The organism is Azohydromonas lata NBRC 102462 (genome assembly GCF_001571085.1).
GTDB lineage: Bacteria > Pseudomonadota > Gammaproteobacteria > Burkholderiales > Burkholderiaceae_C > Azohydromonas > Azohydromonas lata.
The window spans coordinates 38,107-60,795 of the sequence record NZ_BCTC01000025.1 but is presented as its reverse complement, the minus strand read 5'-3'; the positions used below and the strand labels follow the sequence as shown (position 1 = coordinate 60,795).

The window sequence follows — 22,689 nt, the reverse complement described above, 5'->3', positions numbered from 1 at the left end:
CTGGGTGACGCCGGCCGTCGGACTTCAACAGCCGCATCGGCACAAGCGCCGGGCACGGGGCCCGGCTTCATGCCTGCGCCATACCGCGCAGCTCCTTGATCAAGGCCGCCAGCGGCCTTGACCGCGAGGGGTGCCAGAACGCACAGACCTCGTAGCGGGGCAGGCCCTCGCGCAGCGGCAGCCGCACCAGGCCCGCGGGCTGCGGATCGCGCAGCAGCGCCGGGTGCGGCAACGTGCCCAGCAGCTCGCTGTGGGCAACCAGGTTCAGCAGCGCGCCGTAGTCGGCGCACTGCGCCAGCACCCGCGGCGGTGGCCAGCCGCGCACGCGGTGCGCCTCTTCGATGGTGTTGCCCGCGGTGCCCATGCGCCCGGCCACGGCCCAACCGGCGTGCGCAATCTGCTCCAGCGATTCGGCGCCCGCCAGCGCATGGCCCTGCCGCGCCACGACAAAAGGCGCGCTGGTATGCAGCAGTTGGCTGCGCAGGCCGGAGGAATGCCAGCCGCGGGGCCTGGGCACGATCGCCAGATCCAGCTCGCCATGCTCCAGCGCCGCGAACTGCTCCTGCGCCGTTCCACCGCTGATGCGCAACAGCCCCTCGGGCTCCCGCGCACGCCAGTGCCGCTCTATCACCGGCGCGTAAAGCAGCGCCGCCGCCGGCGCCATGCCCACGCGCAGGCCGGGCATGGCGGGGCCGGCCACCTGCAGCGCCCAGTCCCGCGGCAGGCTCTCCACGCCGCGCTGCAGCGCGGCAGCACGCCGGGCAGCCTCCAGCGCCGCGGGCGTGGGCCGCTTCCCCCGTCCGGAAGGTTCGAACAGCACGCAGCCCCAATGCCGCTGCAGCGCCTGCATGGCCTGCGCGATGGCGCTCTGGCTCACGCCGGCCGCGCGGGCCGCGGCGGCCTGGCTGCCATGCTCGATCACGAGCTGCAGGTACTGCAGGTGCTTCAAATACATAAGAACGACTTATACGACAGGCTGCGGCCAGGGTTGTGACGGGGCGCCGGCGCGCTCAGCATTTGAGCCATCTCAACACGCGAGGCACGCCGACGTGCCCTGGAGACAAGCCATGACACAACCTTCCCGTCGCCGGCTGCTGGCCGCCGCGGCGCTGGCCCTGGCGGCTGGCGCCGTGCAGGCCCAGCCGCAGGCCTGGCCTTCGAAACCCGTCACGCTGATCGCACCCTTCCCCGCCGGCGGGCCGCTGGATGCGGTGGCGCGCGCAGTGGCCGAGCAGCTCGGCGCCGGCCTGAAGCAAACCGTGGTGGTGGACAACCGCGCGGGCGCCACGGGCAACATCGGCGCACAGGCGGTGGCCCGCGCGCCGGGAGACGGCTACACGCTGCTGCTGACGCTGGACACCAGCCTCACCGCCAACCCGGCCCTCTACGGCAAGCGCATGGGGTTCGACGTCGAGCGGGACCTGCGCCCCGTGGCCACGACGGCCAGCTTCAGCCAGATGCTGGTGGTCACGCCGGCCAGCGGCATCCAGGACTTCAAGGGCTTCATCGACCAGGCGCGCAAAGGCCTGAACTACGGCTCCGCCGGCAACGCCAGCCCGGGACACCTGACGATGGAGGCGCTGGGCTCGCTGATCCATGCGCAGCTCAACCATGTGCCTTACCGCGGGAACGCGCCCGCCGTGACGGACCTGCTCGGCGGCCAGATTCCCGCCGGCTTCGTCGCCATTCCTTCGGTCGCCCAGCACGTGAGCGCGGGCCGCCTCAAGGCGCTGGCCGTCTCGGGCAGCAAGCGCTCGCCGCTGGCGCCCCAGGTGCCCACGGTGGAGGAGCTGGGCCTGGCCGGCGCCACCACCGACTTCAGCTTCGTGCTCATGGCGCCCAAAGGCACGCCGGACGCGATCGTGAAGCGGCTGCACGAGGAGACGGCACGCGCACTGGCGCAGGAGGGCGTGGCGCAGCGGCTGCGGGCGCTGGACATGGTGCCCGTGAATGCCGGTCCCGAGCAGACCGCCACGCTGTTGCGCGAGGGGCGCGTGCGCTGGACACGCGTCATCCAGGAACGCCGCATCACCGCCGACCAGTGAGCCCCGTCATGCCTGACCTGTCCAACACCCGTCCCAACTTCATCTTCATCATGGCCGACGACCTCGGCTACGCCGACCTCGGCTGCACGGGCGCACGCGCCCCGGTGTCGCCGCACCTGGACCGCATGGCGGCCCAGGGGCTGCTGTTCACGCACGGCTACGCCAACTCGCCCGTGTGCTCGCCCACGCGCTTCGCGCTGATCACGGGCCGCTGGCAGTACCGCCTGCGCGGTGCCGCGGAGGAGCCGCTGACCGGGCGCTACCGCGGCGACAAGATCGTCGGCCTGCCGCCGCAGCACCCGACGCTGCCCTCGCTGCTGCGCGACGCGGGCTACCGCACCGCGCTGGTGGGCAAGTGGCACCTGGGCTACCCGCCGCATTTCGGCCCGCTCAAGAGCGGCTACCAGGAATTCTTCGGCCCGCTGTCCGGCGGCGTGGACTATTTCCAGTACACCGACAGCCTGGGCAAGCGCGACCTGTGGGACGGTGAGACGCCGGCCGAGGACCACGGCTACCTCACCGACGCCCTGAGCGACCGGGCCGTGCGTTTCGTCGAGCAGGCCCGCGCCGGCGAGCCCTTCCTGCTGAGCCTGCATTACACGGCGCCGCACTGGCCCTGGGAAACGCGCGAGGACCATGCCGAGTCGCAGCGCATCGGCGGGCGCATCAACCACGTGGACGGCGGCTCGCTGGCCACCTACCGGCGCATGATCCAGCAGATGGACGAGGGCATAGGCCGCGTGCTGGCCGCCTTGGAGGCCCGCGGCCTGGCCGACAACACGCTGGTGGTCTTCACCAGCGACAACGGCGGCGAGCGCTTCTCCGACAACTGGCCCTTCGTCGGCCAAAAGATGGACTTGCTCGAAGGCGGCATCCGCGTGCCGCTGATCGCGCGCTGGCCCGCGCGCATCGCGCCCGGCAGCACCAGCGCCACGCCCGCGCTGACCATGGACTGGTGCGCCACTTTGCTGGAGGCTGCCGGCGTGCAGCCGCACGCCGAGTACCCGCTGGACGGCATCAGCCTGCTGCCGCTGTTGCGCGACCCGGCGTGGAACCCGCAGCGGCCCCTGTACTGGCGCATGTTGCACCGTCAACAGGCCGCGCTGCGGGAAGGCTGCTGGAAATACCTGGCCATGGACGGCCACGAGTACCTGTTCGACTTGGGCCAGGACGAGCGCGAGCGCGCCAACCTGGCCCAGCGCGAGCCCGCGCGGCTGGCGGCCATGCGACAACGCTGGCAGGTCTGGGCCGCGCAGATGCCGCCCATCCCGGCCGAGGCGCAGGCCCGGCTGGTGTTCGGCGACGCCGACATCCCGCGGGCCTCGCACTGAGCTCCATCCCTGGCGGCGCGGCATTGCGGCCGTTGACCGTGGAGGGGAACAGGATAGCGGTGTCGTTGCCGGCCGGCGCCAGCCCCTGCGCGGCCAGGTTCCCGGCCAGTTTCGCGTCGGCAGCCTTTGCAGGACATCGGATGGCGGCGCTTTCGTGTCCAAGCCTCAAGCGGCCGCCAGCCGCCGCTGGGCCATGGCGCGGAAATCGGTGGGCCGGTGCCCGGTGTGCTTCTTGAAAAAGCGGCCGAAATAGGCTTCGTCCTCGAAGCCCAGCACCGCGGCGATCTGCTTGATGCTCAGCAGCGAATAGGCCAGCTCGCGCTGCGCCTCGTGCACGACGCGGGCATTGACCACGTCCAGCGCCGAAATGCCCAGCACCTCGCGGCAAAGCCGGCTGAGCTGCCCGGCGCTCACGCCCAGCGCCTGGCCATAGTCCTCGATGGACACGCGCTCCCGAAAGCGTGCCTCCACCAGCGCCTTGAACCGCTCCACCTGCTGCGCCTTGCGCGAGCGCAGCACCGCGTCCTCGTCGCCGGGCTGCGCCGCGCCTATGCGCGCCACTTGCACCAGCAGCGCCACCAGCAGCGACAGGCCCACCGCCATCTGCCCCGCCTCATGCACGCGCGTCTCGCGCTCCATGGCCTCGAACAGCGGCGGCAGCGCCTCGGCGGCCCGGCTGGCCGCATCCACCAGCAGCACCGCCGGCCTGCGCAGCATGGGCAGCAGCTCCGGCGCCACCGCCTTGACGGCGGCCTCCAGCGGCCGCTGCGCGGCCGTGATGACGTGGCCGTCGGTGTCGGCCAGAAAGTGAAAGCCGTGCACGGCGTTGGCCGGCACCACGATCAGGCAGGGCGGCCGCACCGGCCACTTGAGCTCGTCGATGAACACCTCGCCACCGCCCCTCACCACGTACAGCAGCTGCAGCAGCGCGTCGTGCACGTGCGGCGCGATCTCCCAGTCGAACAGGCTTGAGCGCACCGGAATGCGCTCGACGTGAACCATGTCCAGCCAACTGGGCTGCGCCTCGTGGCCGTACAGGGCGAAGTTGGGAACCGTTGTCATCGTCTGGCGCCAGTGCATGCGGATGCACGAATTGTCCGGTTGCCTGCAGCCTTTGTCGATTGGAACAACCGGCTCGAACCACCAGAATTCAACCCATCGCAGGCGGTTATCCCTTTGATTTGAAAGCACTTATCGCCACGTTTGGCGTGGCGTTATGACAGGTCTCCAAGCCTGGTTGCAGCGATTCAATCAAGGGTTTACCCGGTGTCAAGTCTTAAATGTCCGGTACGAAGTCCGGATCGCCGAGGAGACGAATGGTGATGACGATGCAGGTTGGAAACGGCTGGCTGCAACTCGAAGGCCGGGTGTGCGCCGTCACGGGCGCGGGCAGCGGCATCGGCGCGGCCATTGCCGCGGAGCTGGCCGCGGCCGGTGCCCGTGTGGCGCTGCTGGACCGTGATGGCGCCGCGGCCGCGCAGGTGGCGCGGCGCCTGGAAGAGGGCGGCGGCACCGCCTTCGCGCTGGAATGCGACGTCAGCCGCGAAGCCAGCGTGCAGGACGCCGCGCGGCGCGTGCGGCACGAGCTGGGCGACTGCGGCGTGCTGGTCAACAACGCCGGCATGCTGCGCCCGGCGGCGCTGGACAGCGTCACGGTCGAGGAGTGGAACGCGGTGCTGGCCGTCAACCTCACCGGCCAGTTGCTGTGCGCACGGGCGTTTCGCCCGCAACTGCAGGCCGCCGGCCAGGGCAGCATCGTCAACGTCGCCTCCATCGCCGCGCTGCATCCGCAAACACGCAGCGGCGCCTACAGCGCCAGCAAGGCCGGCGTGCTGCTGATGTCGCGCCAGCTCGCGGCCGAATGGGGGCCGCTGGGCCTGCGCAGCAATGCCATCTGTCCCGGCATGATCCGCACCCCGCTGTCGGCCAAGTTCTACGAGGAGCCGGGCTTCGAGGCCCGCCGCGCCGCCCTCACCGCCAGCCGCCGCGTGGGCGAGCCCCTGGACATCGCCAACGCCGCGTTGTTCCTGGCCAGCCCGCGCAGCGGCTACCTCAACGGCGCCGAGCTGGTGGTGGACGGCGGCATGGACACCATGCTCATGGACCTGGTGCCCCGCCCCGGCTTCAACGCCACCCCCGCCTGAGCTCCCGGGCCGCAACCCGCGCCACGCGCGCACCGGCCCATTCCTTTCCCACTTTCTCCTCATACAGGAGGGCTGCCGCATGGGCGCCAATCACCCACCCCGGACACGGCACTGCGACCTGCTCGTCATAGGCGCGGGCGCGGGCGGCCTGTCCACCGCCATCACCGCCAGGAAGCACGGCCTGGACGTCGTTGTCATCGAGAAAGACACCGTCTTCGGCGGCACCACCGCCTTTTCCGGCGGCGTGCTGTGGATTCCCGGCAACCCGCACGCCCAGGCCGCCGGCGTGCGCGACAGCCGCGAGGCCGCGCGCCAGTACCTGAAGAACGAGTGCGGCGCCTTCTTCGACGAAGCCGCCGTCGAGGCCTTCCTGGACAAGGCGCCGGAGATGGTCGAGTTCTTCGAACGCGAGACCACGGTGAAATTCGTGCCCACGCTCTACCCGGACTACCACCCCACGGTGCCGGGCGGCGTCGACGTGGGCCGCTCCATCCTGGCCGCGCCCTACGACATCCGCGGCCTGGGAGCCGACAGGGCACGGCTGCGCCCGCCGCTGGAGACCATCACCTTCATCGGCATGATGTTCAACAGCTCCAACGCGGACCTGAAGCACTTCTTCAACGCCACCCGGTCGCTCGCGTCGTTCGGCTACGTCGTCAAGCGGCTTGCGCGCCACTTGCTGGAGCTGGCGCGCTACGGGCGCGGCATCAACGTCACCAGCGGCAACGCGCTGGCGGCGCGCCTGGCCAAGAGTGCGCTGGACCTGGGCATTCCCATCCTGACCGGCACGCCGGCGCAGCAACTGCTGCAGGACGGTGCTGCCGTGGCCGGCGCCCGCGTGCGGGATGCGCAGGGCGAGTTCGAGATCCGCGCCCGCCGTGGCGTGGTGCTGGCCTGCGGCGGCTTCTCGCACGACGTGCAGCGGCTGCAGGCGGCCTACCCGCACGTCAAGCGCGGCGGCGAGCATGTCTCGCCCGTGCCCCAGGGCAACACCGGCGACGGCGCGCGCATGGCCGAGCAGGCCGGCGGCAGCGTGCCCCTGCGCTACCCGCAGCCGGCGGCCTGGATGCCGGTGTCGCGGGTGCCGCTGGGACAGGGCCGCGTGGGCGTGTTCCCGCACCTGCTGGACCGCTACAAGCCCGGGATCATCGGCGTCACGCGCCGGGGCCGGCGCTTTTGCAACGAGTCCGAGAGCTACCACGACGTGGGCGCCGCGATGGTCAAGGCCTGCGAGGGCGAGCGCGAGACGGCGATGTGGCTGGTCTGCGACCACCTCACGATCCGCAAGTACGGCCTGGGCCATGTGAAACCCGCGCCCATGCCGCTGCGGTCCTTCCTCAAGAGCGGCTACCTGGCCAAAGGCCGCACGCTGGCCGAGCTGGCCCGCAACGCCGGCCTGGACCCGGCCGGGCTGGAGCGCACCGTGCGCGAGTACAACGCGGGCGCCGTGCGCGGCGTGGACGAGCAGTTCGGCCGCGGCAGCACCAGCTTCAACCGCTACCTGGCCGACCCCGCCCAACGGGCCAACCCCTGCGTGGCGCCCATTGGGCAGGGGCCCTACTACGCGCTCAAGGTGGTGATGGGCGACCTGGGCACCTTCGACGGCATACGCACCGACGTGGCCGGCCGCGTGCTGGACGGGCGCGACGCGCCCATCGCCGGCCTCTATGCCGTGGGCAACGACCGCGCCAGCATCATGGGCGGCAACTACCCCGGCGCCGGCATCACGCTGGGGCCCATCATGACCTTCGGCTACATCACCGCCCGCCACATCGCCGGCGTGGAAACACTGAACGCGCCGTCGCAACAGGCGCCGGCCGGGGAGCTGCACCATGCCGCCTGACCTGGCCCGCTACCCGCTGGTGGACCACCGCGTCTACACCATCGCGCTGCGCCGGATGAACGAGTTCATCGAGGTGTTCGACCGGCTGGCCATGCCGGTGCTGCTGGAGACCCTGGGCCAGCCCCTGGGCTTTCACGTCAGCCAGGTGGGGCCGCTGAACCAGTTCGTCCACCTCTGGGCCTACGAGAGCCTGGCCGAGTACGAGCGGCGCAGCGCGCTGCGCGACAGCCACCCCGCCTTCCCGGCCTACCTGCAAGCCTCGGCGCAGCTGATCGTGGCGCAGGAGAACCGGCTCATCCGCCGCATCGAGCTGCCCAGCCTGAAGCAGCGGGCCTGAAGCGGCCCCACCCCGGGCCCGCCTGTCCATTCATCCAGACCACAAGGAGACAAGCCATGAACAAGACGCCCGCATTCCGCCGCCGCCTCGTGCAGGCCGCCACCGCGCTGTGCGCGCTGGGTGCCGCGCTGCCCGCGCTCGCGCAGCAGCCCTGGCCCAGCAAACCCATACGCATGGTGGTGGGCTTCCCGCCGGGCGGCACCACCGACGTCATGGCGCGCGTGGTGGCCGTGCCGCTGCAAAAGGCGCTTGGGCAGACCGTCATCATCGACAACAAGCCCGGCGCCAGCGGCAACCTGGCGGTCAGCGAGGTCGGCAAGGCGCCGGCCGACGGCTACACGCTGATGGTGGCGCCGATCTCGGTGCAGACGGCCAACCCCTCCCTCTTCAAGCCCGCGCTCAACCCCGAGCGCGACCTGCAGCCCGTGGTCAGCATGGGCCATGCGCAGCTGTACCTGGTGGTCCGCAAGGATCTGCCGGTGAAGAGCGCTGCCGAGCTGGTGCAGTTGGCCAAGGCCAGCCCCGGCAAGCTCACCTACGGCTCAGGCGGCCCCGGCACGCAGATGCACCTGGTGGGCGAGCTGTTCAAGCAGCAGGCCGGCATGGACGCCGTGCACGTGCCCTACCGGGGCGCGGCACCGGCGCTGCAGGACCTGCTGGCCGGCCAGATCGACTACTACTTCGACCCCGCCAGCGGCTTCAGCCACATCCGCGAAGGCCGCGCCCGGCTGCTGGCGGTGACCGGCACCCGGCGCTCCCTCTTCTTCCCGGACGCGCCCACGCTGGCCGAGGCCGGCATCAAGGGCGTGGAGCTGGGCAACTGGTTCGGCCTGTTCGCGCCCGCGGCCACGCCGGCGGAGGTGGTGGCGCGGCTGAGCCGCGAGGTCGCCAAGGCCGTGGCGCTGCCGGAAGTGAAGCAACGCTTCGCGGAGCTGGGCGTCGAACCCGTGGCCCAGGACAGCGCCACGTTCCACAAGACGGTCGCGGACGAAACGAAGCTGCTCTCCGCCCTGATCAAGGAACGCCGGATCGCCATCGACTGAAGTCGGCATGCAGCCCGCGCCCCGTGGCCTTCAGCACGGCGCGGCGTGGGCTGAGCCGGCTTGCCGCAGCGCCGCACCAATGGCTGCCGCCGTGCGCGTGCCGCGAGGGCCGAGCAGGCCCTGCAAATCGCTCAGCGCCGCGGCAAGCTGCTCCACGCAGGCCTTGCACCACCACAGCGGCAGCGCCGGATCGCGCGCGGTGTGCAGCAGCAGCTTGGCCATGTGCCGCAGCACGCTCACCTCGTCGAACACGCCCAGCCGCGCCAGCTTGGCGCCGCCGAGCACATAGTGGTGAATGCGCTGCGGATCGCCTGCATGCCGGGCCCGGCACACGTCCTGTTGCAGCGCTTGCCAGCGCTGCAGGAGCTGCTGCACGGGCTGCGTCAATCGCGAGGCCACGGTTTGCAATGCAACGGCATCGCGCGTGCATGGCCTTGCACCGTGCGGCGGATGGTCACCGCCACCGGGCATGCCACGGACAGGGTTGGGCGAGGTGTGGTTGTTCACTGCGACGTTTGCGTTATGGGCAGAAGTTGCAGGCCTTGTGCCACGCCTGCGCGTCCAGCACAGAGCGGCCCCGGTCACGCGCGGCAGCGCCACGACCGGAAGGATCGCGGTGCCGCCGCGCCGTTGGGCTCGATGCGGACAGGAGAACAAAGCGGGCGGCAGCCGAAGCTGCGCGGGGTGGGAATAAGGAACCTGGAGAAGACAAACAGTCAACCCACCCTGCGAATCACCCGGTAAACCCAGGCTGCATTGCAGTTGCGTCTGCAAGCACCTGAGAGGCATCGTGGCGGCGAAAAATTAGACGAGGCTTAGCCAGGCGGCCTCCTGCGTGACGGTTGGCTAAACCCAGGCACACCCCCGGTCCATGGCGCCTGCCCCTGTCGGGAGCCGCAAGCCGTGGCAAGTCTTGCGGGCGCCGCAGTCACTGCTGCACGGCAGCGGCGCCCGTGGCCGACATGGCCTCCAGGCCGGCGGAGGCTTCCGTGCCGACCCCTTGCACGCTGGGCACGGGCGTGCCGGCCGGTGTCGGCATGTCGACGGCACCGACGTCGGCCACCACGGCCGTCAAGGGCAGCTGGAGCGCCCAGCCCGTGCCGGCTGCGCTTGCCACCATCGCCAGCGCCAGCCCCAAGGCGCGCAGCTTCGACTTCCCATCCATGGCCATCTCCTTGCAGGTTGCGGTCTCCCAGTCAGGCGGCGGCAGGTCCCGCCGCATCGACCGGCAAGGCTGAGTAGCCGCCTGTGCCGCAATGGTTCAAAGAATGGTTCAAAGAGACGGATGCCTTCCAAGCCGTGCGGGCTGCCGTCACGACGGCGCCGCAGCCTCCTGCCGGACGAACGTGCCCAGCAGCGCCAGCACGGCCAGCAGCAGCACCACGCCGTCGAAGGCCTGCGCGATGAGCAGGATGTCCCCGCCCTGGGCCAGGCGCCAGCCGGCCACCATGGCCGGCACGCCCATGGCCAGGTAGGACAGGATGAACAGCGCCGACAGCACGCCGGCGCGCTGGTGCGCGGCCAGCGGGCCGACCAGCGTGCGCAGCGCGCCCTGGAACGCCGTGCCGAAGCCCACGCCCGCCATCGCCGTGCCGGCCAGGAACACCCCCACCGAGTGCGTTGCCAGCGCCACCATGACCACGGCCAAGCCGGCGGGCAGCAAGCTGGTGCCTATGCGCAACAGCCGCTGCGCGGAGCGTTGCCGCAGCGCCAGCACCGCCAGCGCACCGCTGCCGGCCAGAACGAACAGCGCCAGCCCGCCCAACAGGAAAGAGGCCGACCCGGCCAGGCTGCGCAGCAGCGTCGGCCCAAGCGAGCCGTAGAAGCCCGCCACCGCCCAAGCCGCCACGATGGCCGGCGTGACCAGCAGCAGCGGCTTGACCACGTGCGCCGGCACGCTCAGTTGCGGGCGCAGCGAAGCCAGCGCCCCAGGCCGCCGCTCGGCCGTCTCGCCCACGAAGGCCAGCGCCACGCCCTGCAGGACGAACACCGCGCCCATGACGGCATAGACCAGGTGCGTCGGCTGCGGCAGGTACTGCACCAGCGAGCCGGCCAGGATGCCGCCCACCGCCGTGCCCAGCATGGGCGCCACGGCGTTGGCCACCGCACCGCGGGCACGGTCCAGGTCCAGCAGCCCGGCGCCCACCGCGGCGACCGCGGCACCGGTGGACAGCCCCTGCAGCACCCGCGCCAGCAGCAAGTCGCCCACGTCGCCGGCCAGCGCGAACACCACCATGGTCAGGGCCTGCGCCGCGGCAGCCGCCATCAGCACGGGACGCCGGCCCACATGGTCCGACAAGCGCCCCGCCACCAGCAGCGCCAGCAGCACCGCGATGGCATACACCCCGAACACCAGGGTCAGCATGGTCGATGAGAAGCCCCACTGCGCCTGATAGACCGCGTACAGCGGCGTGGGCGCGCTGGAGCCCGCCAGGAAGCTCAGCGCCATGGAGGCCTTGAGCACGAAGGCGCCCTGAGGGGGCAAGCGCCTCGTGCGCGACATGGGCAGCGCGGGCGGGGACGTGGGGTTGGCACAGGTCACGGCAACTCCTGTCAAAGTGAAGCTTTGCAGACAGACCGATCTGTCTGATTGCTTGAAGTGTACAGACCTGTCTGGTAGATTCAAGTCATGGCCACCAAACGCAATGCCGATCCCGCCCCCCGTTCCGCACGCGAGCGGCTGCTGGCCGCGGCGGACGAGCTGTTTTACGAAGGCGGCATCCATACCGTGGGCATCGACCGGGTGATCGAGCGCGCCGGCGTGGCCAAGGCGTCGCTGTACGACTGTTTCGGCAGCAAGGACGAGCTCATACGCGCCTACCTCCAGGCGCGGCACGAGGTGCGCAAGGCACGCATCACGCAGCGCCTGGAGCGTTGCGACACCCCGCGCCAGAAGCTGCTGGGCGTGTTCGACGCGCTGTGCGAAGCCACGGCGGCGCCGGGCTTCCGCGGCTGCGCGTTCACCCGCGTCACGGCCGAGACGCAGCCCAGCGCGGGTGTGAAGGCGGTGTGCGACGAGGCCCGCGGCTGGCTGCGCGAGCTGTTCACGTCGCTGGCGCGGGAAGCCGGCGTGGCCGATGCCGCCGGGCTGGCGCGGCAGCTCGCGCTGCTCTACGACGGCGCCCTGGCCGCCTCGCAAGTCGGTACCGGCGCCGAGGCGGCCGAAACGGCACGCGGCGCGGCGCAAGTGATGCTGGATGCGGCGCTCGCAGCCGGTTCCTCAACCTGAAAACCTGCACCGCCATGGCCGCTCACACCGCTGGACAACCGCTGTACCTGGACAACCTGGCCGTGGGCGACCGTTTCGAAAGCGGCACGCTGCTGGTCGAGGCGGACGAGGTGCGGAGCTTCGCGGCGCGCTTTGATCCGCAGCCTTTTCATCTGGACGAAGAGGCGGCCCGCACCAGCGTGTTCGGCGGCCTGGCCGCCAGCGGGTGGCACACGGCCGCCCTCACGATGCGGCTGCTGGTGGAAAGCCTGCCCTTCGGCTGCGGCGTCATAGGCGCGGGCACCGAGCTGCAATGGCCGCGGCCCACGCGCCCCGGCGACTTGCTGCGCGTGAGCACGACGGTGCTTGACGTCGCCCCGTCGCGCTCCAAGGCCGATCGCGGCATCGTGACCTGCCGCTCGGAAACGCTGAACCAGCACGGCGAGTGCGTGCAAAGCATGACCGCGCGGCTGCTGGTGTTGCGGCGGCCCCAGGCCGCAACGGCGTGAAGCGGCCTGCGCCAGCCTGAGACGCCCGGGCCCACGCCTGGGGCGTGGCACGCAAGGATGGGCTTCGCGCCGGTGCGCGGGCCTCAAGGGCCGGCCCCGTCACGCCGGCGGGCGCCCAAGGCCCCAGGCCCAGGGGCGAATGACGACGCTGTCGTACACCCCTTCGCGCACGTAGGGGTCGCCCTCGATGAACTGCTGCACCGCCTGCAGCGTTGCGGCCTGCACGATCAACAGCGTCCCGTTCATGTGCTGGTCCTGCGCCTCCAGGGTGGGCCCGCCGTGCAGCACGAGAACGCCGCATTCATGCGCGTCGCGCAGCCGCCGGCGGTGCTCTTCGCGCACGCGCGTGCGCCGCTCCAGCGCATCGGCCCGGTCGGTGGCCCACACGGCGAAGTAGGGGTGCGGCGCTTGGGCCATGCTCACGGCTCCAGCGGTGCCAGCACGAGGCGCAGGTCCAGGCGCCGCCGGCCCTGGGCGTCCCGGCCGTCGAAGCTCGCCACCAGCGAGTTGCGCACGCCGAAGACGACGTCCGAGTCGAGGTACGGGTCGCCCGCCCGGAACACGTGCGTGATCAAGGTCTGGTAGCCCGCGGCCTTGACCATGAAATGCACGTGCGCGGGACGCCAGGGGTGGCGGCCCGTGGCCACGAGCATCTCGCCCACCGGCCCATCGGTGGGAATCGGGTAGGCCGTCGGCACGATGCTGCGAAAGCGCAGGCGCCCTTCCACGTCGGCCTTCATCACCGCACGCGCGCGGCGCCGTGAACCGAGGGTGGGAATCTGCACGTCGTACAGGCCCTGCTCGTCGGCCTGCCACACGTCCACCTCGGCATGGGGAATGGGCGTGCCGTCGAGCGCGCACACGCACAGCTCCACGTCCAGCGGCTCCCCCGGTGCACCGGCGGCAATGTCGTCGCCCTGCTCCATGCGCGGCGCGTCGTGGACATGGAAAGGGCCGAACACGGTGGCCTCCGTCGCGCCTGCCGGACGCGCGTTGTTCAGGGCCACCGCGAGCATGGACAGGCCCAGCGTGTCCGACAGCAGGATGAGCTCCTGGCGCTTGTCGTCGCACTTTTGACCGGCTGCGGTGAGGAAGGCGATGCCCCGCATGAGCTCGGCCTCGGTGAGCCTGACCTCGCGCGCGAAGTCGTGCAGGTGGCGCACCAGCGCGCCCATGATCTCCTGGAGCCGCGGGTCGTCGCAGCCTTCCAGGCTCTCCAGCACGGCCCGCGTGATGTTGAACTCGTCGATGTTGCGCATGGCGGCTCCTCGGGTCTTGGCGTGCGCCGGCAAGAGCTAGGGCGCTGGGGCGCTGCCGTCCCACGCGCGCTGCAGCAGCGCGCGCAAGGCGGCGCGCTCCAGCGGACGGGGGTTGGGGTACGGCGCCGACACGGCCAGGTCGGCCACGCGGTCCAGCCCGTCGGCGGGCATGCCGATGTCCTTGAGCGCCGTGGGCGCCCCAAGGCGGGCCGCGAGCTGCTGCAGCGCCAGCGGCGCGTCCGGGGCATCCAACGCGCGGGAGAGGGCCGCCATGGCCTGGGGCGCGTTGGGCGCGTTGTAGGCCAGGGCATGCGGCAGCACGACGGTGTGCACCTCGGCATGCGGCAAGTTGAAGCTGCCGCCCAGGGTGTGGCAGAGCTTGTGGTGCAGGCCCATGGCGCCGTTGCCCAGCACCACGCCGCACAGCCAGGCGCCGTAGAGGGCATCGCTGCGCGCGGCCAGGTCGGACGGGTCGCGGTGCAGCGCGGGCAGGGCCTGCGCCAGCGCGCGTATGCCGTCCTCGGCCATGAGGCTCAGGATGGGGTTGCCGTCGTGCGCGTACAGGCCTTCGGCCGCATGCGCGATGGCGTTGAGCCCGCTGGTCACGCTCAGGCCCACGGGCAGCGTGAGCGTGAGGCGGGGGTCGTAGATCACGGTGCGCGGCAGCACGCGGGCGTCGCGCCCGGTCTTCTTGAGGCCGCCCTCGGTGAGGCCGTAGATGGGCGTCATCTCGCTGCCGGCGTAGGTGGTGGGCACCGCGATGATGGGCAGGCCGCTGTCCAGCGCGATGGCCTTGCCCAGCCCGGTGGTCGAGCCCCCGCCTATGGCCACGGCGCAGTCCGCGCCCAGCCGCCGGGCCTGCTCGCGGGCCTCGCGGGCCGTCTCCACGGGCACGTGCATCACCGCGCGGGCGAACACGCCGGCACTGCGCGCGCCCAGCATGTCGGCCACGCGCTGGGCCTGCGCCTGCTGGTCCGGCGTGGACAGCACCAGCGCCTTGGCCGCACCCAGGCGCTCGACCTCGGCGGGCAGTTGCTCCAGCGTGCCGGGGCCGAAGACGACGCGGGGCAGGCGGGCCTGGAAAGTGAAGGGCGTCATGGCAGCCTCCTCATTCCAGCGGCAGCTTGCGCTCGGCCACCAGGCGGGCCCAGCGCTGGCGCTCGGTGGCCAGCGTCTGGCCGAACTGCTCAGGCGTGCTGCCTATGCCCTTGAGGCCCTGCTCTTCCAGACGAGCACGGAAGGCGGGCGCGGCCAGGATCTTGGACACCTCCGCCTGCAGCCGCTCGATCACCGGCGCGGGCGTGCCCGCGGGCGCCAGCAGGCCCACCCATGATTCGACCTCGAAGCCCGGGTAACCGGACTCCGCCACGGTGGGCACGCCCGCATACGCGGGCGAGCGCTGCGCCCCGGTCTGCGCCAGCGCGCGCAGCTTGCCGGCCTTCACGTGCGGCTGCGCCAGCACGGCCGACAGGAACATCATGTCCACCTGACCGCCCAACAGGTCCTGCTGCGCCGGGCCGCCGCCGCGGTAGGGCACGTGGTTGATCTGCGTGGCCGACACGCTCTTGAAGTACTCGGCCGTCAGGTGGTTGCTGCTGCCCGCGCCGGTGGTGGCGTAGTTGAACTTGTCGGGCTGGCTGCGCAACTGCGCCACCAGCGCTTTGAGGTCAGGCGCCGTCACGCGCGGGCTGACCACCAGCACCAGCGGGTTGCTGGCGATCTGCGTCACCGGCGCGAGCTTCTTCAGGATGCCCTCGCCCACCTGCGGATACACCAGCGGGTAGGTGACGTAGGAATCGAACACCATCAGCAGCGTGTGCCCGTCGGCCGGGGCGCGCGACACCTCGGCCGAGCCGACCGAGCCGCCCGCGCCGGCCTTGTTGTCGATGATCACGGTCTGCCCAAGCGCCTGCTGCAGCCCGGGCTGCAGTTGCCGCGCCACCATGTCCACGATGCCTCCCGGCGGGAAGGGCACGACGATGCGCACCGGCTTGGCCGGCCAGGCCTGCGCGTGCAGCGAGAAGGCGGCCAGCGACATCGCGCCGGCCACGAGGAAGGAGAACAAGGGCTTCATGAGGGTGGGGCTCCGTGGTGGTTGTCGGGTCCGGCATCAGCGCCGGTACCAGGGCGGGATCTGGGCATCGACGTTGACCCAGACGCTCTTGACGGTGGTGTATTCGCGCATCGCGTCAAAGCCCATCTCGCGGCCATAGCCGCTGGCGCCGTTGCCGCCAAAGGGCGAGCCGGGGTTCACGCGCTTGTAGCTGTTGATCCACACCATGCCGGCATGGATGTCGCGCGCCAGCTTGTGGGCGCGCTGCACGTTGGACGTCCACAGCCCGCTGCCCAGGCCGTACTCCGTGCCGTTGGCAATGGCCAGCGCTTGGGCGTCGTCCTTGAAGGTCAGCACCGTCACCACCGGGCCGAAGACTTCCTCCTGCGCGATGCGGTCGCGATAGCTGCGCGCCCGCACGATGGTGGGCTCCACGTAGCAGCCCTGCGCCAGCGCCGCGTCCGCGGGCGGGCGGCCGCCGGCCAGCACTTCGCCGCCCTGGTCCTTGGCGATCTCGACGTAGCTGAGCACGCGGTCGCGCTGCTGCGCGCTGGTCAGGGGGCCCATCTCGGTGTCCGGATCGAGCTGGTTGCCCACGCGTATGGAGCGCGCCAGCGGCAGGAACCTGTCCAGGAACTCGTCGGCGATGCGCTCGTGCAGCACCAGCCGCGTGCCCGCGATGCAGGCCTGGCCCTGGTTGTGGAAGATGGCCCAGGCGCTGCCGTTGACGGCGGCCGTGAGGTTGGCGTCGTCGAACACGATGTTGGGGCCCTTGCCGCCCAGTTCCAGCTGCACCTTCTTGAGGTTGGAGGCGGAGGCCTGCACGATGCGCCGCCCCGTGGCCGTGCTGCCGGTGAAGGCCACCTTGCCGATGGCCGGATGCTCGGCGATGTACTGGCCCGCCACCGAGCCCAGCCCGGGCACGACGTTGACCACGCCGGCGGGCATGCCGGCCTCGGCCATGAGCTCGGCCACCTTGAGCGTGCTCAGCGGCGTGAGCTCCGCGGGCTTGAGCACCACGCAGTTGCCCGCGGCCAGCGCCGGGCCCATCTTCCAGGCCGTGAACATCAGCGGGAAGTTCCAGGGGACGACCTGGCCCACCACACCTATGGGCTCGCGCAGCGTGTAGTTGAGGAAGCCCTCTTCCACGGGAATGGTCTCGCCCTGGAACTTGTCGGCCATGCCGCCGAAGTAGCGGAAGCACGCGGCCGTGCGCGGCACGTCCAGGCTGCGCGAGTCGCGCAGCGGGTGGCCGGTGTCCAGGGACTCCAGCCGCGCCAGCTCCTCGGCGTTGGCTTCTATCAGGTCGGCCAGGCGCAGCAGGATGCGGCCCCGGTCGGCGGCGGCCATGCGGCTCCAGGCCGGAAAGGCGCGCTGCGCCGCGGCCACGGCCAGGTCCACGTCCTCGCGGCCGGCCATGGCGACGTCGGCGATGACGCTGAGGTCGTGCGGGTTGTGCGTGGGCAGCGTCTGGCCCGCGAGGGCATCGACGAACCGGCCGTCGATGAAGAGCTGGTGGCGTATGCGCAGGCCGTGGGCCGCGGCCGGGAGATCGTTGGGCAGCTTCATGGCGTCGGGCTCAGCGTTGGTTGGGCTTGTCGGCCAGCCACGGGTAGCGGCCGGTGTCCCGGCCCGCGTAGTCGGGGTCCAGGTAGATGAAGCAGCGCTGTATCTGCCAGTCGCGAATCTCGAACACGTCGCACCAGTGCCCCGCGCCCCACGCGGGCACGCCGGCGCGCCAGGGGCCGTCGCGGTGCTCGCCGTGGCTGGTGCCTTCGCACACCAGCAGGTCGCCGCCGGAAAAGATCCAGTTGAAGTGCGCGAAGTGGTGGTGGATGGACTTGAGCGTGGCGCCCACGTCGCCGAACAGGCGCCCTATCTCGTCGCGCCCGCTGGCCAGGCCCCACTTGGGAAAGCAGACCTGCGCGTCGGTGGCGAACAGCTCCAGGATGGAGCCGCCGCCGGAGGTGACGCCCGCGTTGTCGAAGGCCTTGAGGTACTCGACGGCAACGGACTTGCGCTGCTCGTCGGTCATGGTTTGGCGGGTCAGTGCCATGGCGGTTCCTTTGCTCACTTGAGCGTTTGCAGGTACTCGATGAGCGCGGCGCGCTTGGCGGGGTCGTCCTGGAAATAGACCATCCCGCTGCCCGGCGCGACGCTTTGCGTGTCGGTGAGCCAGCGATCGAGCAGCGCGGCGTCCCAGGTCTTGCCCTTGAGCGCGTCGGCGTGCGGCTTGGAAAATTCGAAGCCCGGCGCCACGCCCGCCGGGCGGCCCAGCAGGCCGAACAGGTTGGGGCCCACGCCATGGCCTTCGGCCTTGGCGAAGTTGTGGCACTGGGCGCAGCTCGCGCGCGCCAGGCGCTCGCCGAGCTGGGCGTCGGCCCAGGCCGGCGCGGCGGCCAGCAGCAGGGTGCCCAGGGCACTCAGCAGCGCGGCCTTCATGCGGCGCTCCCGGGCTCGGCGGCGGCGGCACGGCCGGCGCGGTAGGCGAAGGCGATGATGGGCCCCAGCGTCGCGCCCCCGGCCCAATACGCCCGCCCCGAGGCCGAGGCCACGCAGTTGCCCACGCCGTAGAGGCCGGGCACGGGCTTGTCGGCGGCATCGAGCACGCGGCCCTGGGTGTCGGTCTTTGGGCCGCCCTTGGTGTCCAGCGCGCCGGGCACCACCAGCGCGGCGTAGTAGGGGCCGGTGTCGGCCAGCGGCCACAGCGTGGGGTTGGCGCGGCCGGGCTCGTCCTTCACGTCGCCGTTGAAGAGCTGCTCGACCACGCGCTCGCCGCGGTGCTGGTCCACGTCCTTGCCGGCCTTGGCCAGCTCGTTGTAGCGGGCGATCGAGGCCTGCAGTTGCGCCAGGAAGTCCGGCGCCAGCCGCACGCCGCCGGTGACGCCGACGTACTTCGCAAGCCGCTCGTCGATGGCGCGGGCCAGCGCGGGCAGGTCCGCCGCCTTGATGACGTGCCTGTCATCCGTGCCCGGCGGCACGATCAGGCGCCCGTACTCGGGGCTGGCCGAGTGCTGCTGCGAGCGCTGGTCCCAGAGGGCGATGCGCACCAGGTCCGGGAACTCGGCCTTGGCGCCGTCCCAGGCGTGGAAGCTGTGGGCCAGCTCGTTGTACTGCAGCTTCTCGTTGACGTTGCGGCGCCCGTACTTGTTGACCCACAGCATGGAGTCGCCGGCCACCGAGAACATGCCGGAGATGGAGCCGTCCCGCGCCACGGCCTTCTCCAGCGGGATGGGGCACATCCACGCATGGTTCATGTTGCGCAACTGCACGCCCAGCGGCGAGGACAGCGCGACGAAGTCGCCCTCGTTGCTGGGCGCGGCGCAGCCGCCGAAGATGGGACCGCTGAGAAAATTGCGCCGCAGCTCCGGGTTGTGCGTGAAACCACCCGTGGCAAACACCACGGCCTTGCGTGCACCAAAGCGCGTGACCTTGCCCAGCTCGTCCTGCGCCTCGACGCCGACGACGCGGCCCTCGGCGTTGCGCAAGATGCGCGTCACCTGCTGCCCGGTGCGTATGGGAATGCCCTCCTGCCGCGCCTTGGCCGACATCATGCGTATGGCCACGCGCCCGCCATCGGACATGCTTGGGCTGGCCTCGGCCGGCACCAGCACCCTCCCCTTGGGCGCCTTGTTTTCCGGCAGTTCCGCGAAATAGTCGGGCACGTCCGCCACATGCCTGTAGGGCAGCGCGCCCTTGGCCGCCAGCAGCTCCGCCGCGGGCGAGGCGCTGTCGTAGATGGCCTCGCACATGTCGTACTCCCACTGCGAGAGGCCGTAGCGCGGCGCGCGCGGGTCGTAGCCCTGCGGGTTGCTCAGCCGGGCCACGTACTTCAGGAAGTCCGGCTTGGGGTCGGCCATGCCGGCCTTGCGCATGGCCTCGTTGTTGGGCACCCAGTACCAGAACGCGGCCTTGCTGGTGGTGCCGCCAATGCTGCCGGCCTTCTCCAGGATCACCGAGCTGGCGCCTTGCCACTTGGCGAACAGCGCCGTGGCCAGGCCGCCGCAGCCGCTGCCGCACACGACCAGGTCGTACTCGGCATCGAAGGCGGTTGCGGCCGCAGCGGAGGTGCCGGCCACGCCCAGGGCCGTGGCGGCGACGGCCGCGGTGCCCGCGCCGGCGCTGCGAATGAAGTGGCGGCGCGAGGGCTCGGCCGGGCCGCCGTGGTGGGAAGTGCTCATGCTGTCTCCTGTCAGAAGTAATGCCAGTACTGAAGGAAAACCCCGTTGGTCACGGACGTGTTGCGGCCGTTCACGCCCTTGGCGTAATGGATCTCGAACTGGTCGTAGGTCTTGGCGCGCTGGATCTGGAACAGCACGCCCACGCTGGCCGCGGTCTCGCGGCTGTCGGAGTTGGGCAACACCAACCCGGTCTCCTTGTCGTAGGCGCGGCGGGTCTTCTGGAAGTCCAGGCCGACGAATGGGATGGTGTGCACGCCGCGGTCGTAGCGCACGGGTTCCAGCCCGTAGCCCAGGCGCACGTTGGCGTGCAGGGTGTTGCCGGCATCCACGTCGTTGGCGCCGGTGCGGTGCGTGGTGCCGCGCAGCACGCCGCCCACCAGCACGTCCAGGTTCAGGCGGTCGCCGAACCAGGCGTTGTAGAAGACCGACGGCCACAGCGCCCAGGTGTCGGAGGTGACCTCCTTGGCGCCTATGGGCACCTGCACCAGGGCCTGCAGCCCCAGCGTGCTGGTGGGCGTGGGCTTGACGAAGGCCAGGCCGCCGACCAGCGGGTCGCCGATGCCGCTGGCGGAAAAGCCGCGGCCTTGGGCGCGCACTTCCGGAATCGTCACCGAGCCCACCCAGCCCACCTGCGGCAGGCCGTCGAGCTTCCAGTAGTGCAGCAGCGAGGTCAGGCCCACGAAGGTGTGGCCACCGTTGCCGTCCACCTTGTTGCCGCCGGCATCGAACACGCGCTGGTCGCTGGTGTACTGGACGAACTGGCCGACCGAGTTGTAGGGCTGGTCGTAGTCCAGCGGGAACTCGAAGCTCTGCGGCCGGTTGCCGGCGAAGGGAATGCCGCCTGCGCATGCGCTGCCGGCCGCGGCCATGCAGCCCGTGGCCAGCAGCACCGAGCCGGCGCGGGATGGAAACGTCTTCATCGTGCCTCTGCGAAATCGTTGGGCAAGGCTGCGCCCTTCACCGCGCGCCGCTCGGGGCGCGCGGTGGCCGGCGCCAGGCTTGGGGTGCCGCGCTCAGGCGGCGGGCGTCAGCTCAGAACTGGACGGGGATCTCCGGGCTCTCGCCCTTCTGGATCTCGTACACCAGCGAGGGCGAGCCGTTCTCCCACACCAGCAGCATCGAGCGCTTGGGGCTGTAGCCCTGGTGGCGGCAGTAGGCGGGCATGGCCGCCATGTCGCCGGCCTTCATGATCACGCGGGCCAGGGGCTTGCCGGTGTCCTTGTCGGCACAGTCCCAGTGGATCTCGTCGCACATCTGGAAGAACCACTCCACGCGGTCGTTGCCGTGCAGGATGGGCAGGATGTGCTCTTCGGTGGTCGGGCACATGTAGCTGTGCTTGACGACCGAGGTGAAGCTCGGGTTCCACGTCACCTGCGAGCGGCTCAGGAAGCCGAACAGGTTGAAGGCGTGCACCTCGTCCTCGAAGCCCGGCTCGGGGTGCAGCTCCGGCTGCTCCTGCGGCACATCGGCGAAGGCGCGGTTCACCGGGGCCCCGCGCTCGTCGCTGCGCAGATCGAGGTCGCCCTTGAGGCCCACGCAGCGCTTGGCCAGCTCGCGGGCCCGCGTGATCTTGGCGCGGTTGTTGCCCTGCTTGCGGCCGTAGGGCGAGCCGGTTTCCTGCGGGGCGGAGAAGGGGTCGAAGCGCTCGTTGGTCCAGTCGTCGAGCATGGCCTCGAAGGTGGCGCGTATCTCGTCCGTGGCGAAGTTCTCCAGCCGGTCCACGCCCGCTTCCTTCATCGTCCCGTTGAAGCTGCCGGCGAAGAGGTCAACGGTCTTGTAGTGGTTGTGCGTGCCCACCACGTCGTCGAAGCTGACGGTGCCGTAGAAGAAGCCCCAGGCCACGTCGCGCATGAGCGCACGCAGGAAGTTGCCCGCGTCCATGGTGTGGCTCATGGGCCTGCCGTCGCGGGCGGTCCAGCCGACGTGGGCGAAGTATTCGTCGCGGCGGAAGGTGAAGCCGCCCAGCGCGAAGCGCTGGTAGCCGCAGGTGAGGTCCGACGTCGCGGACGCGGGCTGGGCAAGGGCGGTGGCTGCTGCGTTCATGTCAAGGTCTCCGGCGTGTTGCAAGGCTTCAGGCGGTCTGGCAGATCTCGGCCCAGCGCTCGATGCTGAGATCGCCCTTGCAGGTCTGCAGCACCACCACGCCCGGCGTGGCGCTGCGCAACTGGTAGGCCGTGTTCCTGGGCAGCAGCGCCTGGTGGCCGCGCTGCAGGCGCATCCAGCCCATGCGGGCGCCGCGCGGCGGGCCCTCGACCTGCACGGCGCCGTTCTTGTCCGGGTCCGGTACCGTCTGCGCCGCTTCGAGCTTGACGAGGTGCACCTCGACGTCGCCGTCCATCACCAGGGCGAACTCGTCGTGCGCGCAGGTGTACCAGGGGGAGCTCCCTTCGGCGCGCAGGCACTCCAGCACGTAGACCTGGTTCTGGCCGAACACCACCCGCTCGTAGGGCTTGCTGTGGGCCGCGATGTCGAAGCAGTTGGAGAAGGCGTAGTGCCGCACGTCGTCGGCGATGGCCTGCACGCCGCCCTTCTCGTAATTCGACAGCGACCCGAAACGGGTCTGGTATTCGACTGCGCTCATGTCTCGCTCCTGTGGACGCTGGCGGTCCGGTGAATCAGTGGAGCGAAGTCTAGGAAGCGCCCTGCCCTGGCGGTAGACAGCGCGACGCGACTGGATTGTTTGGAGTTTCCAAACAATGGCGAGGGTCTTCCCTAGAGCCTGTCAGGAACTGAGCG

24 protein-coding genes are annotated in these 22,689 nt (G+C 70.8%); 8 read left to right on the top strand and 16 right to left on the bottom strand.

What is annotated here, in order from left to right:
* Positions 1-67 precede the first annotated feature (67 nt).
* The gene (locus tag ALA01S_RS11540) at positions 68-955 is read right to left on the bottom strand and encodes a LysR family transcriptional regulator (RefSeq protein ID WP_066336222.1); all 888 of its coding nucleotides are present in this window, start codon (positions 953-955) and stop codon (positions 68-70) included.
* A gap of 112 nt (positions 956-1,067) precedes the next feature.
* On the opposite strand from ALA01S_RS11540, the gene ALA01S_RS11535 reads away from it, so the two are divergent.
* Both ALA01S_RS11535 and ALA01S_RS11530 read left to right on the top strand, forming a co-directional pair.
* On the top strand, positions 1,068-2,045 hold the full coding sequence (locus tag ALA01S_RS11535) for a Bug family tripartite tricarboxylate transporter substrate binding protein (protein WP_066336219.1): 978 nt from the start codon (positions 1,068-1,070) through the stop codon (positions 2,043-2,045).
* 17 nt (positions 2,046-2,062) lie between these two features.
* A complete protein-coding gene (locus ALA01S_RS11530) occupies positions 2,063-3,376 on the top strand; it encodes a sulfatase family protein (RefSeq protein ID WP_066336262.1) in 1,314 nt (437 codons plus the stop codon).
* A 165-nt stretch (positions 3,377-3,541) separates the two neighbouring features.
* On the opposite strand, the gene ALA01S_RS11525 is transcribed toward ALA01S_RS11530, so the two are convergent.
* Positions 3,542-4,438 carry a helix-turn-helix domain-containing protein gene (locus tag ALA01S_RS11525; protein WP_066336257.1) on the bottom strand — a complete coding sequence of 299 codons (897 nt, stop codon included), beginning with the start codon at positions 4,436-4,438 and terminating at the stop codon, positions 3,542-3,544.
* 260 nt (positions 4,439-4,698) lie between these two features.
* Between ALA01S_RS11525 and ALA01S_RS11520 the strand changes: the two genes are divergently transcribed.
* The 4 genes from ALA01S_RS11520 to ALA01S_RS11505 all read left to right on the top strand — a co-directional run bounded on the left by ALA01S_RS11520 (position 4,699) and on the right by ALA01S_RS11505 (position 8,743).
* Positions 4,699-5,520, top strand: a complete 822-nt coding sequence (locus ALA01S_RS11520) for an SDR family NAD(P)-dependent oxidoreductase (RefSeq protein ID WP_157118933.1) — start codon at positions 4,699-4,701, stop codon at positions 5,518-5,520.
* Positions 5,521-5,599: 79 nt separating this feature from the next.
* Positions 5,600-7,363: an FAD-dependent oxidoreductase gene (locus tag ALA01S_RS11515; protein WP_066336214.1), complete on the top strand. Its 1,764-nt coding sequence runs from the start codon at positions 5,600-5,602 to the stop codon at positions 7,361-7,363.
* A complete protein-coding gene (locus tag ALA01S_RS11510; protein ID WP_066336211.1) occupies positions 7,353-7,700 on the top strand; it encodes an NIPSNAP family protein in 348 nt (115 codons plus the stop codon). Before ALA01S_RS11515 ends, ALA01S_RS11510 begins: the two co-directional genes overlap by 11 nt.
* A gap of 56 nt (positions 7,701-7,756) precedes the next feature.
* A complete protein-coding gene (locus ALA01S_RS11505) occupies positions 7,757-8,743 on the top strand; it encodes a Bug family tripartite tricarboxylate transporter substrate binding protein (RefSeq protein WP_066336209.1) in 987 nt (328 codons plus the stop codon).
* Between the two features lie 30 nt (positions 8,744-8,773).
* On the opposite strand, the gene ALA01S_RS11500 is transcribed toward ALA01S_RS11505, so the two are convergent.
* From ALA01S_RS11500 to ALA01S_RS11490, 3 genes are all read right to left on the bottom strand, one after another.
* On the bottom strand, positions 8,774-9,142 hold the full coding sequence (locus ALA01S_RS11500) for a hypothetical protein (RefSeq protein WP_157118932.1): 369 nt from the start codon (positions 9,140-9,142) through the stop codon (positions 8,774-8,776).
* A gap of 529 nt (positions 9,143-9,671) precedes the next feature.
* Positions 9,672-9,908 (bottom strand): hypothetical protein, encoded by a 237-nt coding sequence (locus ALA01S_RS11495; RefSeq protein ID WP_157118931.1) that lies wholly within the window; start codon positions 9,906-9,908, stop codon positions 9,672-9,674.
* Positions 9,909-10,055: 147 nt separating this feature from the next.
* Complete coding sequence (locus ALA01S_RS11490; protein WP_169805903.1) at positions 10,056-11,285, bottom strand: MFS transporter; 1,230 nt, start codon at positions 11,283-11,285, stop codon at positions 10,056-10,058.
* Between the two features lie 87 nt (positions 11,286-11,372).
* Here ALA01S_RS11490 and ALA01S_RS11485 point away from each other — a divergent pair, with 87 nt between their 5' ends.
* Together ALA01S_RS11485 and ALA01S_RS11480 are read left to right on the top strand one after the other, a co-directional pair.
* The gene (locus tag ALA01S_RS11485) at positions 11,373-11,972 is read left to right on the top strand and encodes a TetR/AcrR family transcriptional regulator (RefSeq protein WP_066336188.1); all 600 of its coding nucleotides are present in this window, start codon (positions 11,373-11,375) and stop codon (positions 11,970-11,972) included.
* A gap of 14 nt (positions 11,973-11,986) precedes the next feature.
* Positions 11,987-12,460 carry a MaoC family dehydratase gene (locus tag ALA01S_RS11480; protein ID WP_066336186.1) on the top strand — a complete coding sequence of 158 codons (474 nt, stop codon included), beginning with the start codon at positions 11,987-11,989 and terminating at the stop codon, positions 12,458-12,460.
* A 99-nt stretch (positions 12,461-12,559) separates the two neighbouring features.
* Here ALA01S_RS11480 and ALA01S_RS11475 read toward each other — a convergent pair whose 3' ends face one another.
* From ALA01S_RS11475 to ALA01S_RS11425, 11 genes are all read right to left on the bottom strand, one after another.
* Positions 12,560-12,877, bottom strand: coding sequence for a YciI family protein (locus ALA01S_RS11475; RefSeq protein ID WP_066336183.1), 318 nt, complete (start codon positions 12,875-12,877; stop codon positions 12,560-12,562).
* A 2-nt stretch (positions 12,878-12,879) separates the two neighbouring features.
* Positions 12,880-13,719: a dioxygenase family protein gene (locus ALA01S_RS11470; RefSeq protein ID WP_066336181.1), complete on the bottom strand. Its 840-nt coding sequence runs from the start codon at positions 13,717-13,719 to the stop codon at positions 12,880-12,882.
* Positions 13,720-13,755: 36 nt separating this feature from the next.
* Positions 13,756-14,817: a maleylacetate reductase gene (locus tag ALA01S_RS11465; protein ID WP_066336180.1), complete on the bottom strand. Its 1,062-nt coding sequence runs from the start codon at positions 14,815-14,817 to the stop codon at positions 13,756-13,758.
* 10 nt (positions 14,818-14,827) lie between these two features.
* The gene (locus tag ALA01S_RS11460; protein WP_066336176.1) at positions 14,828-15,793 is read right to left on the bottom strand and encodes a Bug family tripartite tricarboxylate transporter substrate binding protein; all 966 of its coding nucleotides are present in this window, start codon (positions 15,791-15,793) and stop codon (positions 14,828-14,830) included.
* Between the two features lie 36 nt (positions 15,794-15,829).
* Positions 15,830-17,296, bottom strand: coding sequence for an aldehyde dehydrogenase family protein (locus tag ALA01S_RS11455; RefSeq protein ID WP_066336253.1), 1,467 nt, complete (start codon positions 17,294-17,296; stop codon positions 15,830-15,832).
* Positions 17,297-17,351: 55 nt separating this feature from the next.
* On the bottom strand, positions 17,352-17,828 hold the full coding sequence (locus tag ALA01S_RS11450) for a nuclear transport factor 2 family protein (protein ID WP_066336174.1): 477 nt from the start codon (positions 17,826-17,828) through the stop codon (positions 17,352-17,354).
* Between the two features lie 14 nt (positions 17,829-17,842).
* Entirely contained in the window at positions 17,843-18,214 is a 372-nt protein-coding gene (locus ALA01S_RS11445; protein ID WP_066336172.1) for a c-type cytochrome, read from the bottom strand.
* Complete coding sequence (locus tag ALA01S_RS11440) at positions 18,211-19,953, bottom strand: FAD-dependent oxidoreductase (RefSeq protein WP_066336169.1); 1,743 nt, start codon at positions 19,951-19,953, stop codon at positions 18,211-18,213. The genes ALA01S_RS11445 and ALA01S_RS11440 overlap by 4 nt, the downstream gene beginning before the upstream one ends.
* Before the next feature lie 11 nt (positions 19,954-19,964).
* On the bottom strand, positions 19,965-20,873 hold the full coding sequence (locus ALA01S_RS11435) for a transporter (RefSeq protein WP_066336167.1): 909 nt from the start codon (positions 20,871-20,873) through the stop codon (positions 19,965-19,967).
* A gap of 112 nt (positions 20,874-20,985) precedes the next feature.
* Positions 20,986-21,996 (bottom strand): hydroxyquinol 1,2-dioxygenase, encoded by a 1,011-nt coding sequence (locus ALA01S_RS11430; protein WP_066336165.1) that lies wholly within the window; start codon positions 21,994-21,996, stop codon positions 20,986-20,988.
* A 28-nt stretch (positions 21,997-22,024) separates the two neighbouring features.
* Positions 22,025-22,534, bottom strand: a complete 510-nt coding sequence (locus ALA01S_RS11425; RefSeq protein WP_066336162.1) for a cupin domain-containing protein — start codon at positions 22,532-22,534, stop codon at positions 22,025-22,027.
* Between the last annotated feature and the right edge of the window lie 155 nt (positions 22,535-22,689).